This is a genomic window from uncultured Pseudoflavonifractor sp., from assembly GCF_944387275.1.
In the GTDB taxonomy this organism is placed as follows: Bacteria; Bacillota; Clostridia; order Oscillospirales; family Oscillospiraceae; genus Pseudoflavonifractor; species Pseudoflavonifractor intestinihominis.
In genome coordinates this window covers 1-15,268 of sequence record NZ_CALXEG010000013.1, presented here as the reverse complement: position 1 = coordinate 15,268, position 15,268 = coordinate 1, and the positions used below count along the sequence as shown (strand labels likewise).

Here is a 15,268-nt window from a genome sequence, read left to right as displayed (position 1 = left end):
GGGACCTCCTTCCTGTCACAGCAGGAACCGGCCCGCCAGCAGCGCCGCGGGCAGTCCGATGAAGAACGCGATATCGATCCACCCGAAGGCCACCCGGAAGGCCACGGCCCTGGGCCGCCCCTCCTGGAAGCCCCGGGACTCCATGGCCATGGCCAGGCTCTCCGACCGCTCCAGGGCGTGGACCAGCATGGGCAGCAGCCGCTTGGGCGAGAAGGGCAGGGTCTTGATGCCCCGGACCTTCAGAGCCGTGCCTACGGTGCCGAACTCGCTGCGGACCACGGGGAAAAAGTGGTAGGCCGCCAGAATGCCGTAGGCGAACTTGGGCGGCAGATGGAACTGCTGCATCAGGCTCATGATCAGGTCCATGGAGTTGGTGGTGAAGGCGAAGAGCATGCCCAGTCCGCCGTAGACCAGCACCCGGGAGGCCAGCTGCATGGCGCTGGTGAGGGAGTTGGCGTAGATGACCCGCTGGCCGAAGGCCGCCATCTCTACCCCCTGCTGCACCCCCTCGCTGGGGAACAGGATGCCCGTCATGAACATGCCGAAGGCGGCTATGAGGAAGGGGATCATGGACAGGGCCAGCAGCTTCCGGTTCACCTTTGGGGTACACACCGTCACCAGCAGGCAAATTCCGGCGGTGATAAGGTTGAGCCTGGTGTTGTAGGTCACCGACATAATGAGGGACGCGATGATCAGGGTCAGCAGCTTCCAGGCCGGATTCAGCTTCCGCACGGGACGCACCCCCTCTCTCTGGCGTAGCGGTCCAGGTCCTCCGGCGTCAGGCGCTCCATCCTGCCGTCCTCCAGCAGGTAGATGACGTTGGCGCAGCGCCTGGCCAGGGTCAGGTCGTGGGTGGCGATGACCGCCGTCAGCCCGTCTTCCACCCGCCGCTCCAGCAAATCCAGAATAAAGGCGGTGGCCCGCTGGTCCTGGGCGTAGGTGGGCTCATCCAGCAGCAGCAGGGGCTGCTCCCCCGCCAGCATGGCCAGCAGAGCCAGGCGGCGCTGCTGCCCCTGGCTGAGGGCATAGGGGGAGTGCTTCCGCCAGGCCAACAGGCCGAACTCCTCCAGCAGCGCCTCCGCCTGAGCGGAAAGCTCGTTGGGGTCGGCCTTGGGCTTTGCGGCCCGGAGGGTGGTGAGCACCTCCTCCTCCACCGACAGGCTGAGAAACTGGAACCGGGGGTTCTGGAATACCAGGCCCACAGGGCCCTCCACCCGCAGCTTGCCCTTGTACCCGCCCGCGCCGGCGATGGCTGTCAGCAGCGAGGTCTTGCCGCTGCCGTTGCGGCCCACCAGGGCGGTGACGCCCCCCTTGGGGAACCGGAAGGACAGCCCCGCGGCCACGGTCTTGCGGCCGTACATCAGGCTCACATTCTCCCCCTCCACCGCGGCCGTCTCCGGCTGGGGCAGGGGCAGAGGCCGCCGCCGCTCCAGCCACTGGTCGTCCAGAAACAGGCCCCGGGCCTCAAATTCTGCCCGGTGGCTCTCCAGCTCGTCGGGCCGCAGACAGCCCGGCTCCAGGGAGCCGTCCCGGTTCATCATCAGCACCCGGGTCAGGAAAGGCCGCCAGTAGTCGGGACGGTGATCCACGATCAGCAGGGTCAGCCCCTGCTTGTTCAGCTGCCGCAGCTGCTCGGACAGCTGGGCGCAGGCACCCGGGTCCAGGTTGGCAAAGGGCTCGTCCAGGATCAGCATCCGGGCCCCGGTAGCCAGGGCGGTGGCCAGGGCCAACTTCTGCTTGGTGCCGCCGGACAGGGTGTGGATCAGGGCGGTCTCCACCGCCTCCAGCCCCACCAGGGCCAACAGCTGGCGCATCCGCGCCCTCAGATCGCCGGGGTAGTTGATGTTCTCCAGGGCAAAGAGGACCTCGTGGTCCACCCGGTCCATGCAGAACTGGTTGTCCGGGTTCTGAAACAGGATGGACACCGCCTGGGCCCGGTCCGCAATCTCATACTGGGCCAGGGGACGGCCCTCCAGGGTGATCTCCCCGGACAGCTCCCCGCCGTAGGCCGGGTAGAGGCCGGACAGGCAGTAGGCCAGGCTGCTCTTGCCGCAGCCGGACGGCCCCATCAGCAGCACGGCCTCGCCGGGCTCCACCGACAGGGACAGGTGCTCGAACACCGGCTCCCCCTCATAGCGGAAGGTCAGGTCCCGGCACGCCAGGATGGGCTCAGCCATTGTGGACAGCCCGGCCCAGGGCGTAGCTCTTGAGCAGTCCGGTCTTGGCCAGGGCGTCGCCCATCACCTTGCACAGCACGCCGGAGAACAGGAAGGCGCTCACCAGCCGCACCAGGAAGTACACCACCAGCAGACCCGGGGCGATGGCGATGTAGTTGGAGCGGACAAAGCTCCACAGGAAGCTGGTGATGGTGCAGCCCACAGTGGCCAGATACATGGTGGTGCGGTCAAAGCGCTTGTAGCGCCACAGGGCAAAGACGATCTCGGCCCCCGCGCCCTGGACAATGCCCGCCACGATGACCATGGGGCCGTACATGTTGCCCAGCAGCACCTCGACGAGGGAGGCCAGCACCTCGGCCACGATGGCCACGCTGGGCTTCTGGATGATGTAGGCCGCCAGGGTGGGGGCCATGAACCAGATGCCGAAGATCAGCTCGGTGCCCAGCAGGGACATACCGGTGGGGGCAAAGACGGCAGTCAGGGGCGAGATGAGATAGACGGCGGCCAGATAGACCACGCCCAGAACCACGCACAGCATGGTTACGAAAATAACGTCCTTCAGCTTCCAGATACCTTCCTTTTTGGTTTCCATGGGAACCATTCTCCTTTTATATATGTATGTAGGTCTTACTCCTGCGTGGGGCTGTTCACCGACAGGGTGCAGTGGAGGATGTAGTGGGGCACGGACTGCTCCATCAGACGGCACACCGACTCCAGATAGCGGAACACATCCTGCACGTCGCCGGTCAGACGGGTGGCGTAGTGGATGCTGGTGGGCTGGAGGCCGGCGTCCTCCGCCATGTGCCACACCTTGGCGATGTGGTCGATGTAGTCGGGCACGCCCATGGGGTAGAGGGCGATCTTGCACAGCACCGGGAAGTGGGCGCCCGCCACCACGGCGGCGTTGGGGGCCTCCCCCTCCCAGCCCAGGAAGCTGTCCCCGTCGCAGTCGCCGGGGCAGCCCTTGGAGAACTGGCACTCCAGGGCCATGTGGACCCCCTCGCGGAAGGCGTTGATGAACAGGCCCTCCACCGCGTCCACCACATAGGGCAGCCTGCCCCGGTAGACGGTGGACAGGGCGTCCGACTGGCTCCACACGGCGGAGGTGTCGGTCTTCTCCAGCGCGCCCAGGATGATGGACACAAAGTCCGAGTCCATGGGGTACAGGGAGAAGCGGCAGCCAGAGATATCCAGCGTGGCGCCCCGCCCCGACCAGGGCAGGTCCTCCCGCTGGCAGCAGCAACAGCTCTTGGGTTCTGTCATAAAAATTCCTTCTTTCTAAAAATAAAAAGGGCGCCTTCCCTGGGGAAAGCACCCTTTGTTCACGTCTTTTTCGGAGAACGGTACAGAATTGCTTCCCTACGCTGGTATGAGCCAGATCAGGTTCATAGGGTCAGGTTTTACCTTCTCAACTCCGCAGAGTCCCCCCAGAATTCCATCGTCGTGATTCAATTTTCAGGTGTTACTATAGCACTGTGGAAAAGCGCTGTCAAGAATCCGGACTCCCATTCCAGCTCACCGGTGCCCTGCCGCCGCCTCATCCCCGCCGCGCAATCTGCGGCAGTACTGAGTACAGAGCTTGTCCGTGCATTCGGAGCACTTCAGGGCCGCGTTGGAGCGGTCCCAGAACCGCTCCGGGTACATCATGACGCACAGCTCCCACACCAGCCACGCCATCGCGGACATCAGTACCAGGGAGACCGCAAAAAAGCCGCCCATAAAGATCAGCGGCGAAAACATCATGAGATGGTCCCAGTTGAAGATCCTGCACGTGGTGCAGCAGCGGTTCTTCATAATCAGCCGGAAGGGGCACCAGATCAGCACGCAGATCAGGTCGCACACATAGAACAGCACGGAGATCATGAACAGCGTGACCTTGTCGATCACGCCGGAATAGTACAGCGCCCCGATCCCCGCGATCAGCAGGCACCAGAGGATAAACACCTTATATGCGCTCTTTGTGATGTCCACGATATAGTTTCTCAGCGCCTCATAGTTGATCTTGTCCCGGATGGGCCTGAAGCGGTTGGCAAAGAGCTTCTGTGAGCCCAGGGGGACCTTGTTCCGGATGGGGATGATCTGGAGAAACATGTCCACCACCCATACGCCCCACAGCAGATGCAGCGGCGAGAGCATTTTGAAAAAGTTCCACCCGTCCAACACGGCAAAGGGCGCCCGCCAGAACAGGTACATCAGGACGCACAGTATAAAAATCAGGCAGCGCCCCACCAGCCGGGCAAAGTAGGTCTTTCTTGTGGCAGACATCTCATTCTTCCTTTTCTATCTGTATCGGAACGGCGAAACGGGACCAATAAAACGCATAAGAAACCTGCTTTTGACCCGGGTCAAAAGCAGGTTTCTTATGCTGGAGCAGGTGAAGGGAATCGAACCCTCGTGTTCAGCTTGGGAAGCTGACGTTCTGCCATTGAACTACACCTGCATCTGAAATTGACTTTGATAGTATAGCACACAGGGCAGAAAATAGCAAGGAATTTTTTGCGACACAAAAATACACAGTTTGTTTACAATTTATTTATCAATTTTGTACAATTGTCCCTTGTTTCTTGACCTTCACTGCACTATAATAAAGTCATCAAATCCAGAAAGGGGGTTGAGGCCATGAAGTGGACTGACATCCAGAGCACGGATGTCGACGAATTGATTTTTGGCGGCGATGAGCAGGTTATCGTCAGCGATCGATAAACTCGACAGTACATACCGTGCGACACAGAAGTTCCACACCGGCTGCGGTGTGGCTTTTTGTTTATTGGGGCGGCTTCCGGTTTCGGCCGGGGCCGCCTTTTTTATGGCTTTCAAAAGGAGCGCCTGCCGCGTGTTTTCTATTTATTCAAACAATCTTAACCTTTTCCCTATGGCATCTTTTATCTCCCTGTGGTAGCCTTATGGTAATGGATGTCGGATATGGTCGTCCGGCTCCCATCCCGGCAGCGCAAGACAAGGGGCTTGGCATATGAAAAAAAGAAATCAAAAATGGATCGCCACGCTGATCCTCACCATTCTGATCCTAGGCGGCATCTTCCTTTTCCTCTGGAACACCGGCTTTTTCTCCGCCGCCAGATCCCTGGACGGCATCCAGGACTACATCACCCGGTTCTCCCCCTACTCCCACCTGGTCTTTTTCCTGGTCCAGCTGGCCTCGGTGGTCATCGCGCCCATCCCCAGCAACATCACCGCCGCAGGGGGCGCACTGCTCTTCGGCATGTGGCCCGCCTTCCTGCTCACGGCAGGGGCGGTGGTGCTGGGTTCCGTGGTGGTGTTCTGGCTGGCCCGGGTGCTGGGCCAGTCCTTCGCCGGCCGCTTTGTCAGCCAGAAGGTGTCCGATCGATACCTGGAGGTGATCCGCCGCAAGCGGGACGTGTTCCTGGCGCTGGTCTTTCTCTTCCCCTTCTTCCCCGACGACCTGATCTGCATCCTGGCGGGTCTGACCGACATCGGCCTCCCCCGCTTCCTGGTGATCGTGGTCCTCACCCGGCCCTGGGGCCTGCTGGTGGCCTCGGCTGTGGGCAGCTCGGTGATCGCCGTCCCCATCTGGGCCATGGCCCTCATCGGTCTGGCCGGTCTGGCTCTGTTCCTGGCCGCCATGAAGTACGGCGACCAGTGGGAGGCCCGCCTGCTGGAAAAATTCAAACACTAAAAAAGGGAGGACGCTCGGTCTGTGAGCGTCCTCCCTCCTGCTTTGTTCAGCTGTCCTTTTTCTCCTCGGTGAAGCGGTAGCCCGCCCAGGGGTCCAGGTGGTCGAACAGTAGCTTGTCCCCGTCCCAGAGCTGGTAGCGGACGGGGGGATGCTCCCCCTCTCCCGCCGGCTCCACGGCCAGGCGCAGGGCGCCCTGCCGGATCAAGGTCCCCGCCGGAGACCACTGCTCCACGCTGGCCCCGCGGTAGGAGACCAGGCGGTACTCCCGTCCGCCGTAGAGCACTGCGCACAGGCAGCTGACCCGCGGCCCCGCCAGGGTGGACACCCGCTCCACGCTGACCAGGATGCTGTTGCTCCGCTCCTCACGCCAGATGCTCTGGCTCCACAGAGATGTAGAAGGCCGGTCGGTGCCCCGGACCGTCTCAATAAACCCGGTGCCGCCGGTGAAGTCGATGCGCCGGCCGTTGAGCAGCAGAACGCCCTCCAGCCGGTGGCCCATGCTGATGACCCCCCGGCGTACCGGGAACACGGGCAGCGCCCCCAGCGGCCCCATCAAATCGTACTTCAGCGGCGTAAAGGGGCCGTACCGCAGCTCGCCGCACAGGGTCATGCCTCCGGTCCGCAGGTCCAGCCACAGCCCCTTCCGGTTGAAGAGGCTGCCCTTCACCCACACCTGGAACAGCCCCTCGGAGGCCTGGAAGCTCTCTCCCGGACAGCTGATGTTCCACGTGCCCTCCCGGGACTCCACCCGGACGGACGCCGTGGTGCCCCCCGCCCTGTCGATGCGCAGCATCGGAAACAGGGACAGCGTCTCGCCGCCGGGCGCCTGGTGCCGGAACTGCCAGCCTTCAAAATAGGGCCCCCTCTTTCCGGCCCCATAGAAATATTTCACCCTTCATCACCTGGTCTCAATCCACCCCTGCCGGCAGGGGCTTTCATCTGGTAGCTTACATGTTAGCACGTCCCTCCGCCGATTGCAATTCCCCTTCCCGGGAAAACTTGACCCCTTGGCAATTGTTTTCCCCTTCTTCTGATATTTTGGATTTTTGTCTATTTTTTAACCTTCTTCCTTCTCTTTTTTTGTCAAAGAGTAAATTCCCATTTCCCCTATTGACATCTATTTTTTATCTCACTATAATATGTTAGCAATCTAACTAAAGTGAGGGGGTAGATCGCCATACAGCGCCAGAACTCCGTTGGCTTTGTCATCCGCAGCCTGTCCAATCTGCTCCGTCGGAAAATGATGGAGCTCACCCCCCCCCCGCCTGAGGACCGCCACGGCATCACTGAGACGGAGGGACTCATCATGGGCTTTCTCTGCGACCACCTGGACCGTGAGCTCTATCAGCGGGACGTGGAAGAGGTGTTCTGCATCCGCCGCTCCACCGCCTCCCGGTTTCTCCAGAACCTGGAGCGGGACGGTATGCTCACCCGCCAGAGCGTCCCCCAGGACGCGCGGCTGAAAAAGCTGGTCCCAACGGAAAAAGCCATGGCCATCCACGCGGAAATTGCGGAGAAATTCCAGATCGCCGAGGCCCTCATGACCGCCGGCCTGACGGCGGAAGAACTGGAGCAGTTCATCGCCACGGCGCGGAAAATTCAGCGCAATCTGCTGGATTAGCCCCCGGGACAGCCGGTCCCTGCACTCTCACGATTCCAACTGCAAAGGAGCGATTTCATGATCAAACGTCTGAACGCCTGTATTCAGGAGTACAAGCGGGACACCATCCTGACCCCCATCTTCGTTATCTTCGAGGTGGCCTTTGATGTTCTGATCCCCATGATGATGGCCCAGCTCATCGACAAGGGCATCGAGGCCGGGAGCATGGAGAACATCGTGCGGTACGGCGTACTGTTGGTGGTGATGGCCCTGGTGGCCCTGCTGTTCGGCGCCCTGTCCGGCCGCTTCGCCGCAAAGGCCGCCACCGGCTTCTCCCGCAATCTGCGCCGGGAGATGTACCGCAACGTGCAGAAGTTCTCCTTCTCCAATATCGACAAGTTCTCCACCGGCGGCATCATCACCCGCCTGACCACCGACGTGACCAACGTGCAGATGGCCTTCATGATGATCATCCGCATCGCCGTGCGCTGCCCCATCATGCTCATCTGCGCCTGGGCCCTCACCTTTACCATCAGCCCCAAGCTGGCCCTTATCTTCCTGATTGTCATCCCCATCCTGGCTCTGGGCCTGTTCCTCATCATGACCAACGCCCACCCCATCTTCGAGCGGGTGTTCAAGAAGTACGACTGGCTCAACAACGTGGTGCAGGAGAACCTGCTGGGCATCCGGGTGGTCAAGTCCTTTGTCCGCGAGGACCACGAGCGGGCCAAGTTCGGCAACGTCTCCAACGAGATCTTCACCGACTTCACCAGGGCCGAGAAGCTCATCTCCTTCAATGCGCCCCTGATGCAGCTGTGCGTGTACGGCTGTATGCTGACCGTGTCCTGGGTGGGCGCCCATCTGGTGGTGGGCGGCGAGATCACCACCGGCAACCTGACCAGCATGTTCAGCTACATCATGATGATCCTCATGAGCCTGATGATGTGCTCCATGGTGCTGGTGCAGATCATCCTGGCCCGCGCCTCCGCCGAGCGTATCTATGAGCTGCTCAGCGAGGAGAGCGACCTGAAGAACGGTCCCAACCCCGTCACCGAGGTGAAGGACGGCTCCGTGGTCTTTGAGAACGTGGGCTTCAGCTACGCCAACGACCCCAATAAGGAGTGCCTGAAGGACGTGAACCTGACCGTCAAGTCGGGCGAGACCGTGGGCATCCTGGGCGGCACCGGCACCTCCAAGACCACCCTGGTCCAGCTCATCCCCCGCCTGTACGACGCCACCGAGGGCCGGGTGCTGGTGGGCGGCGTGGACGTCCGGGACTACGACATGGAGGCCCTGCGCCAGCAGGTGGCCATGGTACTCCAGAAGAACGTGCTCTTCTCCGGCTCCATCAAGGAGAACCTGCGCTGGGGCGACGCCGACGCCACCGATGAGGAGATGGTCCGCATGTGCCGTCTGGCCCAGGCCGACCCCTTCATCCAGGAGTTCCCCGACAAGTACAACACCCACATCGAGCAGGGCGGCTCCAACGTGTCCGGCGGCCAGAAGCAGCGTCTGTGTATTGCCCGCGCCCTGCTGAAGCGGCCCAAGATCCTCATCCTGGACGACTCCACCTCCGCCGTGGACACCAAGACCGACGCCCTCATCCGCCAGGCCTTCCGGACCGAGATCCCCGACACCACCAAGTTCATCATTGCCCAGCGTATCTCCTCCATCGAGGACGCGGACAAGATCCTGGTGATGGAGGGCGGAAAGATCAGCGCCATGGGTACCCATGAGGAGCTGCTCAAGACCTGCCAGACATACCGCGAAATCTACGATTCCCAGACGAAGGGAGGCAGCGACGATGAATAAGAAAGCCCAGCCCTTCAACAGACGTCATACTGCCGGTCGGATCCTCAGCTATGTGTTTGCCGGCTACAAGTTCCGCTTCTTCCTGGTGCTGCTGTGCATCCTGGTCAGCGCCGTGGCCTCCGTGGGCGGCTCCCTGTTCCTCCAGGCCCTCATCGACGACTACATCGCCCCCCTGCTGACCATGGAGACCCCGGTATACACCGCCCTGCTCCAGGCCCTCGTCATGATGGCCTGCCTGTACGTCACCGGCGCCCTGTGCACCCTGGCCTACAACCGGATCATGGTGACCATCTCCCAGGGCGTGCAGAAGACCATCCGCGACGACCTGTTCAGCCACATGCAGACCCTGCCCATCAAGTACTTTGACACCCACGCCCACGGCGACGTGATGAGCGTGTACACCAACGACGTGGACACCCTGCGCCAGATGCTCTCTCAGAGCATCCCCCAGATGTTCAACTCGGTGGTCATGATCGCCGTCACCTTCTTCGCCATGCTGTTCAAGAACGTGTGGCTCACCATCGTGGTGCTGCTGTGCGTGGGCTGCATGCTGGTGGTCACCCGTTACATCGCCGGCCGCAGCGCCAAGTACTTTATCCGCCAGCAGATGAAGCTGGGCGACCTGAACGGCTACATCGAGGAGATGATCAACGGCCAGAAGGTCATCAAGGTCTTCTGCCACGAGGAGGAGGCCGAGAAGGGCTTTGACGAGGTCAACGACGCCCTGTGCGACAGTGCCTATCAGGCCAACAAGTACGCCAACATCCTCATGCCCATCATGATCAACATCGGCAACATCCAGTACGTCATCGTGGCCATGGCCGGCGGCCTGATGGCCCTGGGCGGCTTCGATACCGGCATCACCCTGGGCGTTATCGCCTCCTTCCTCCAGCTGTCCAAGAGCTTCAGCAACCCCATCAGCCAGATCTCCCAGCAGCTCAACTCCGTCATCATGGGTCTGGCCGGCGCCGAGCGTATCTTCCAGCTGATGGACGAGGCCCCCGAGGAGGACCACGGCGTGGTCACCCTGGTAAACGTGTCCTACGACAAGTCGGGCAGCCAGCTGGAGGAGAGCGAGAAGCGGACCAACCTCTGGGCCTGGAAGGTACCCCACGGCGTGGGCGCTACCATGGTGCCGGTGCGCACCCGGGAGGACGGAAGCCTTAAGGAGCTGAAAAAGCCGGAGGCGGGTTCCGCCTGGGCCTGGAAATACCCGGAGACCGAGACCGGCCCCTCCTACCGTATCATTCAGGGCCCCGTGCGCAACGTGGAGGGGGAGGACCACTACCTGGTCAAGCTCTCCGGCGATGTGCGCTTCGACGGCGTGGACTTCGCCTATGAGCAGGGCAAGACCATCCTCCACGGCATCACCCTCTTCGCCAAGCCCGGCCAGAAGCTGGCCTTCGTGGGCGCCACCGGCGCGGGCAAGACCACCATCACCAACCTGATCAACCGGTTCTACGACATCGCCGACGGCAAGATCCGCTACGACGGCATCTCCATCAACAACATCCGCAAGAGCGACCTGCGCCGCTCCCTGGGCATTGTGCTCCAGGACACCAACCTGTTCACCGGCACCGTCCGGGAGAACATCCGGTACGGCAACCTGGACGCCACCGACGAAGAGGTGGAGGCCGCCGCCGTGCTGGCCAACGCCGACGACTTCATCCGCCGCCTGCCTCAGGGGTACGACACCATGCTCACTGGCAACGGCGCCAACCTGTCCCAGGGCCAGCGGCAGCTGCTGGCCATCGCCCGGGCCGCCGTGGCCGATCCCCCGGTCATGATCCTGGACGAGGCCACCTCCTCCATCGACACCCACACCGAGGCCCTGGTCCAGCGGGGCATGGACAGCCTGATGAGCGGGCGGACCGTGTTCGTCATCGCCCACCGGCTCTCCACTGTCCGCAACTCCGATGCCATCATGGTGCTGGATCACGGCCGCATCATTGAGCGGGGCAGCCACGAGGACCTGATCGCCCAGCACGGCGTGTACTACCAGCTCTACACCGGCGCTTTCGAGCTGGAGTAAGACCATTCATCCCATACAAAAAGCCTGCCGGACGCATATGCGTCCGGCAGGCTTTTTTCGCTCAATACAGTCCCAGAACGTACCGGAACACCAGCCGGTCCAGTCTGCTCCGGCTCTGGTCCGCCGCTTCGGCCCCCTGCTCCGTCAGAGCGCGGGCGGTCTCCCGCTCCTGGGCCGTCAGCACGTGGGCGCTGAAGGTCGCCTTCTTGGCCAGGGTCTCCAGGGTCTGGTCCACGGTCCCGCCGGTGTGGGCGGCCACCTTCTCCATGTAGAGGTACATCTCGATCACCGCCCGGTTGGGATCGGGCTGTCCGAACTTACGGGCTCTGCTCCGGGCCGCCAGACGGCGGCGGAGCACCAGACCGGCTACCGCCAGCACCAGCACAGCAGGAATGGCCAGCAGCCACAGCCAGGGGCTGAGGGGCTCCCGCTCCTCTGTCCCCTCCGGCGTCGCTGGCTCCCAGGTGGGCCGCGGCGCCTGGCTGTGGGTGGGCGCGGGGGTGGTCTCGGGGGCCTGGGTCTCGGTGGGCTCCGGCGTCTCCTCCGGCTCCTTCTCCCAGGCAAAGGTACCGTCGTAGCCCGGCGTCACCTCCACCGGCTGCCAGCCGTACCCCGTCAGGTACACCTCCACCCAGGCGTGGGCGTTGTAGTCGGGCACATCCACCCACTCCCCCGCCACCGTGTCCGCCACATAGCCGGACACATACCGGGCAGGCAGACCGATGCTCCGCAGCATCAGGGTGGCGGTGGTGGCGAAGTGCATGCAGTAGCCCCGGCCCTCGTCCAGGAAGTGGGTGACAAAGTCCGTGCCATCCGGGGCCGCGGGGGTGTCCGGGTCGTAGACGGCGATGGAGGACAGATAGGCTGCGATGTACCGGGTCAGGGACACAGCGTACGGTACCCCCTGATCCATGTTCGCCTCCATCTCCGCCATGGCCTCCGGGCTGTTCCAGCCCGCCAGGTCCTGCACCAGCCCGTCAATCTCCGGCTTCAGCTCCTCGGGGAGCTGAAGGTAGTTCTCATAGACGAAATACCGGTAGCTCTCCTCCGCCTGTGCGGCATCCCCCGTGAGCCTGGCCCTGAGGGGACTGGCCGTCTCACGGGCGTAGAGGATGTGGGTCCACACGCCGGTGCCCCGGGCCAGATAGGCGTCCCCCACGAACTCCGCGCCGGTCATCCGGTCGGGAGTGGTGTTCAGCTGGTAGGGGGTGTACACGAACCGGTCGGCCGCCCCCACGTTCTCCACCTCGATGCGGACAGAATCTGCATCGGCGTCCGCCATGGCGGGGAAGTTGATGGGCTGGTAGTCCCCGATGCCGTCTATCTGCAGTTCCGTCCCGCTCTTCATGGAGGAGATAGCCGCCATATCGGGCACGGTAAACGTCCACCCCTCCCGCATCTGCTGGTACACCTCGTCGGACAGCTGTTCCCAGCCGCCGCCGGTGTAGACGGCGGAGGAGAAGCCACGCAGGTAGATGTGGCCGGTGGTCTCGCTGCGCACCCGCAGGGCCGTGTCGCCGTCAAAGTCCAGAGGCCCCACCCGGCTCAGGTCGATCTGGTCGGAGCCTGAGGCCAGGCCCAGGTCCGCCCCGGCGTTGGCCATGCCCCGCCCGGCCGCCGCCAGGCGGTCAATGATCTCCAGCCGGGCCTCCGCCGCCCAGTCGGTCTGCTCGTACTCCTCCCTGGGCAGGGCCAGCCCCAGCCCCGCCAGCAGCAGGGCGCACAGGGGCAGCGTCATGAGCACGGTCTTGGCGCTGCCGGACAGGTCCTTCTTGTTGGCCTGGCGCACCAGCAGGCCCACGCCCCAGAACAGGAGTAGCATCAGCAGGGGCGTCCAGCCCGGGGTTACGGTCACCGACAGCGGCAGCGCCAGCAGCGGGAAGGTGCCCCAGAAGGTGAGCCAGAAGGACCGCATCCGCTGCCACAGCCACCCGATCCAGAAGGCCAGGGCCACGGTCAGCAGGAGGAACAGAGCGGTCATGGCCGCCGCCTCGCTCCCCAGGGTGGTCTCGCCGGTCAGGGATGTGATATCCAGGGTCACACTGCTGCCCAGAGCCCAGGCAAAGGTGTTCACCACCTGCCGGGCCAGCACCAGGCCGCCCAGCTCCAGCAGATCCAGCCAGCGCCAGGCCGTCACCGCCACAGCGGCGGCACAGCCCAGATAAAGCGCCCCCCTGGCCCAGCGCCAGGGCAGGGAAAACACCACTGTAAAGAGGGGCGCGCATACCAGGCAGGTGACGGTGATGGTCCGGTAGTCCACCGGCAGGTGGAAGGCGGAGATCAGGCAGAACACCGTGCCGTACAGGCCCAGGAAGAGCATCAGGCAATCGGAGAGGACCACCGCTGTGCGGCGGGTGAGGGTGAGATTTTCTTTCATTGGGCACCCTCCTCTCCCCTGCCGTCCCCGGCGGTGATGTGGAGACTGCGGACCAGAGCGCCGCCGCCCCCGTTCAGTCTGGCCGCCGCGGTGTGGCCGTCAGCGGGGGCGGGGGTGGAGAATATCTCCCACTGGCAGGCCCGCAGGTCGGTCAGGCTGGACACCTTCCGCTCCCTGACCCGGCCCGCCCCCTCCTCCAGCCATCGGACAGCGTGGGGCCGCTCCCGCTCGATGAGGGCGCGGGACACCGCCTCCAGCCGGTCCTGAATCAGGTCCAGGTCCTCCGGCGTGCCGAAGTGGTCAAAGCTCAGGACAATGACGGCCTTCTGGGGCTCCAGAGTCTCCCGCACCACCAGGGCATCCACCTTGGTGGACAGCTTCCAGTGGACCGAGCGGAGGGGGTCCCCAGCCCGGTAGGGCCGCAGGTCGTAGTCCTCGCCGGGGCCGCCGCCGGGCCGGGGCCGCATGACCTGGTTCTTCTCCGCCCCCAGCAGGGCCGGCACCGGCTCGGGGGGCAGGTCCAGGGGGAGCACCGCCAGCTCGGCCGCCGGGGGAATGGGCCGCCGGAAAGCGAACAGCCCCAGCAGGTCGCACACCCTCACCCGCGCCGCCCGGCAGCGCACCATGCCGCAGTGGCCGGTGGGCAGGCTCTCCCGCCGCACCGCCCCCAGGGACGCCCCGGACAGCTTGACCCGGGCTCCGCCGGACTGGCCGTTCATGGCGTTGTCCCATCTCAGGTCCACGGTCAGCCGCGCCACCGGCAGGCGGCTGCGGCTGATGACAGTGAGCTGGGCCTCCGCCGTCTCGTTCCGGCGCACAGCCCGGGCAGACAGGCCCAGCTCCACGGCGCAGCCCAGCATGCCCGGCAGGCTCACCAGCAGAGAGAACAGGGGGAACACCAGAGCGAGCACCAGGACATAGAAGGAAAAATATCCGTTGAAACACACGAAAAAGAGTACCGCCGCCCCCAGCGCCAGCAGATACCCCACCCGGCACCGGGCCATTACTGCACCTTGGGCGGCGTCACCGCCCGCATCACGTCCTCCAGCGGGTTGTTCTCGCCCGCTCTGGGGGAGAGGATGAGCCGGTGGGCCACCGTGTCCTTGAACACCATGGTCACATCCTCGGGCAGCACGTAGTCCCGGTTCTGGACAAAGGCGGCGGCCTTGGCCATGGCGGACAGAGCCAGAGAGGCCCGGGGGCTGGCCCCCTGCTCGATCATGGGGTGGACCCGGGTGGCCCCCACCAGAGCCACGATATAGTCCAGCACCTGGTCGGACAGGTGGACGGCGTCCACCTGCTTCTGAAGGTCCAGCAGGCCGCCGTGGTCCACCACCCGCTCCACACTGTCCAGGGGGTTGCCCCCCTGCCGGCGGCGGAGCATCTCCTTCTCCGCCTCGGGGGCGGGGTAGCCGATGGACAGCCGCACCATGAACCGGTCCATCTGGGAGTCGGGCAGCAGCTGGGTGCCCGCAGCCCCCGCCGGGTTCTGGGTGGCGATGACGATAAAGGGCCGGGGCACCGGGTGGGACACGCCGTCCACCGTCACCTGGCCCTCCTCCATGGCCTCCAGCAGGGCGGACTGGGTGCGGCTGGTGGCCCGGTTGAGCTCGTC

The 15,268-nt window shown here is 63.8% G+C and carries 14 protein-coding genes, 1 tRNA gene and 1 riboswitch; of the genes, 4 read left to right on the top strand and 11 right to left on the bottom strand.

Going from position 1 to position 15,268, the window contains the following annotated elements; translation table 11 throughout:
• Positions 1-15: 15 nt before the first annotated feature.
• The 7 genes from Q0K23_RS04890 to Q0K23_RS04860 form a co-directional block, all read right to left on the bottom strand.
• Entirely contained in the window at positions 16-732 is a 717-nt protein-coding gene (locus Q0K23_RS04890; RefSeq protein WP_294518547.1) for an energy-coupling factor transporter transmembrane protein EcfT, read from the bottom strand.
• Complete coding sequence (locus tag Q0K23_RS04885) at positions 720-2,177, bottom strand: ABC transporter ATP-binding protein (protein ID WP_294518544.1); 1,458 nt, start codon at positions 2,175-2,177, stop codon at positions 720-722. Before Q0K23_RS04885 ends, Q0K23_RS04890 begins: the two co-directional genes overlap by 13 nt.
• Complete coding sequence (locus Q0K23_RS04880; protein ID WP_294518541.1) at positions 2,170-2,769, bottom strand: ECF transporter S component; 600 nt, start codon at positions 2,767-2,769, stop codon at positions 2,170-2,172. Before Q0K23_RS04880 ends, Q0K23_RS04885 begins: the two co-directional genes overlap by 8 nt.
• Positions 2,770-2,804: 35 nt before the next feature.
• Positions 2,805-3,440, bottom strand: coding sequence for a YkoF family thiamine/hydroxymethylpyrimidine-binding protein (locus Q0K23_RS04875; protein WP_294518538.1), 636 nt, complete (start codon positions 3,438-3,440; stop codon positions 2,805-2,807).
• Positions 3,441-3,516: 76 nt separating this feature from the next.
• Positions 3,517-3,616, bottom strand: a riboswitch (TPP riboswitch).
• Between the two features lie 76 nt (positions 3,617-3,692).
• Complete coding sequence (locus Q0K23_RS04870; protein ID WP_294518536.1) at positions 3,693-4,442, bottom strand: hypothetical protein; 750 nt, start codon at positions 4,440-4,442, stop codon at positions 3,693-3,695.
• 101 nt (positions 4,443-4,543) lie between these two features.
• Positions 4,544-4,617, bottom strand: a tRNA-Gly gene (locus Q0K23_RS04865).
• Between the two features lie 131 nt (positions 4,618-4,748).
• Positions 4,749-4,994 carry a hypothetical protein gene (locus Q0K23_RS04860; RefSeq protein ID WP_294518533.1) on the bottom strand — a complete coding sequence of 82 codons (246 nt, stop codon included), beginning with the start codon at positions 4,992-4,994 and terminating at the stop codon, positions 4,749-4,751.
• A 154-nt stretch (positions 4,995-5,148) separates the two neighbouring features.
• Between Q0K23_RS04860 and Q0K23_RS04855 the strand changes: the two genes are divergently transcribed.
• Positions 5,149-5,832, top strand: coding sequence for a TVP38/TMEM64 family protein (locus Q0K23_RS04855; protein WP_294518529.1), 684 nt, complete (start codon positions 5,149-5,151; stop codon positions 5,830-5,832).
• A 46-nt stretch (positions 5,833-5,878) separates the two neighbouring features.
• Here Q0K23_RS04855 and Q0K23_RS04850 read toward each other — a convergent pair whose 3' ends face one another.
• Entirely contained in the window at positions 5,879-6,724 is an 846-nt protein-coding gene (locus Q0K23_RS04850; RefSeq protein ID WP_294518526.1) for a hypothetical protein, read from the bottom strand.
• Between the two features lie 348 nt (positions 6,725-7,072).
• Between Q0K23_RS04850 and Q0K23_RS04845 the strand changes: the two genes are divergently transcribed.
• Genes Q0K23_RS04845 through Q0K23_RS04835 form a run of 3 tightly spaced genes read left to right on the top strand, consistent with a single transcriptional unit; the run spans position 7,073 to position 11,276 of the window.
• Entirely contained in the window at positions 7,073-7,453 is a 381-nt protein-coding gene (locus Q0K23_RS04845; protein ID WP_294518523.1) for a MarR family winged helix-turn-helix transcriptional regulator, read from the top strand.
• 57 nt (positions 7,454-7,510) lie between these two features.
• Positions 7,511-9,244, top strand: coding sequence for an ABC transporter ATP-binding protein (locus Q0K23_RS04840; protein ID WP_294518520.1), 1,734 nt, complete (start codon positions 7,511-7,513; stop codon positions 9,242-9,244).
• Entirely contained in the window at positions 9,237-11,276 is a 2,040-nt protein-coding gene (locus Q0K23_RS04835; protein WP_294518517.1) for an ABC transporter ATP-binding protein, read from the top strand. The genes Q0K23_RS04840 and Q0K23_RS04835 overlap by 8 nt, the downstream gene beginning before the upstream one ends.
• Positions 11,277-11,337: 61 nt before the next feature.
• Here the strand turns inward: Q0K23_RS04835 and Q0K23_RS04830 are convergent, their stop codons facing one another.
• The 3 genes from Q0K23_RS04830 to Q0K23_RS04820 all read right to left on the bottom strand — a co-directional run.
• Positions 11,338-13,653: a transglutaminase-like domain-containing protein gene (locus tag Q0K23_RS04830; protein WP_294518514.1), complete on the bottom strand. Its 2,316-nt coding sequence runs from the start codon at positions 13,651-13,653 to the stop codon at positions 11,338-11,340.
• Positions 13,650-14,657, bottom strand: coding sequence for a DUF58 domain-containing protein (locus Q0K23_RS04825; RefSeq protein ID WP_294518511.1), 1,008 nt, complete (start codon positions 14,655-14,657; stop codon positions 13,650-13,652). Before Q0K23_RS04825 ends, Q0K23_RS04830 begins: the two co-directional genes overlap by 4 nt.
• A partial coding sequence (locus tag Q0K23_RS04820; RefSeq protein ID WP_294518508.1) for a MoxR family ATPase occupies positions 14,657-15,268 on the bottom strand: 612 nt, incomplete at its 5' end. The genes Q0K23_RS04820 and Q0K23_RS04825, both read right to left, overlap by 1 nt.